This is a genomic window from Phaeobacter sp. SYSU ZJ3003 (assembly GCF_041300735.1).
Classification (GTDB): Bacteria; Pseudomonadota; Alphaproteobacteria; order Rhodobacterales; family Rhodobacteraceae; genus Phycobacter; species Phycobacter gallaeciensis_A.
In genome coordinates this window covers 1-591 of record NZ_PXNU01000170.1, presented here as the reverse complement: position 1 = coordinate 591, position 591 = coordinate 1, and the positions used below count along the sequence as shown (strand labels likewise).

1 protein-coding gene is annotated in these 591 nt (G+C 69.4%); it reads left to right on the top strand.

Annotation, left to right across the window (positions count from 1 at the left end; all coding sequences use genetic code 11):
- Positions 1–591 (top strand): HAD-IC family P-type ATPase (locus C6W91_RS21270; protein ID WP_370571629.1); only part of this gene is annotated, 591 nt, incomplete at both ends.

The following is a 591-nucleotide window of genomic DNA, read 5'->3' as shown; positions in this document are numbered from 1 at the left end:
CGGTGGAGGAACGTTCGGAGCACCCGATCGCCGAAGCCATCGTCCGCGCCGCCCGCGCCGAGGGCGCACCACGCGCTGAGGAGGGCGATTTCACCTCGGTCACCGGCCACGGCGTGCGCGCCATGGTGGACGGGGCGCAGGTCCTGGTCGGCGCCGACCGGTTCATGGCCCGCGAAGGCATCGACACGGCGGCGCTGTCAGCGCAGGAGACCGAGCTTGCCAAACGCGGGCGTACCGCGCTCTACGCGGCAGTTGATGGGCGGCTTGCGGCGGTGATCGGCGTGGCCGACCCGGTGAAACCGGCCAGTCGCGCGGCCATCGCTGCGCTGCACGAAAAAGGGCTGAAAGTCGCCATGATCACCGGCGACAAGCGCGAGACAGCTGAGGCCATCGCCCGCGAAACCGGCATCGACCACGTGATCGCAGGGGTTCTGCCCGACGGCAAGGTCGCGGCGCTGGACGAATTGCGGCAGGGGCGCCAGATCGCCTTTGTCGGGGATGGCATCAATGACGCGCCTGCGCTGGCCCATGCCGATGTCGGCATCGCCATCGGTACCGGCACGGATGTGGCCATCGAAAGCGCTGATGTGG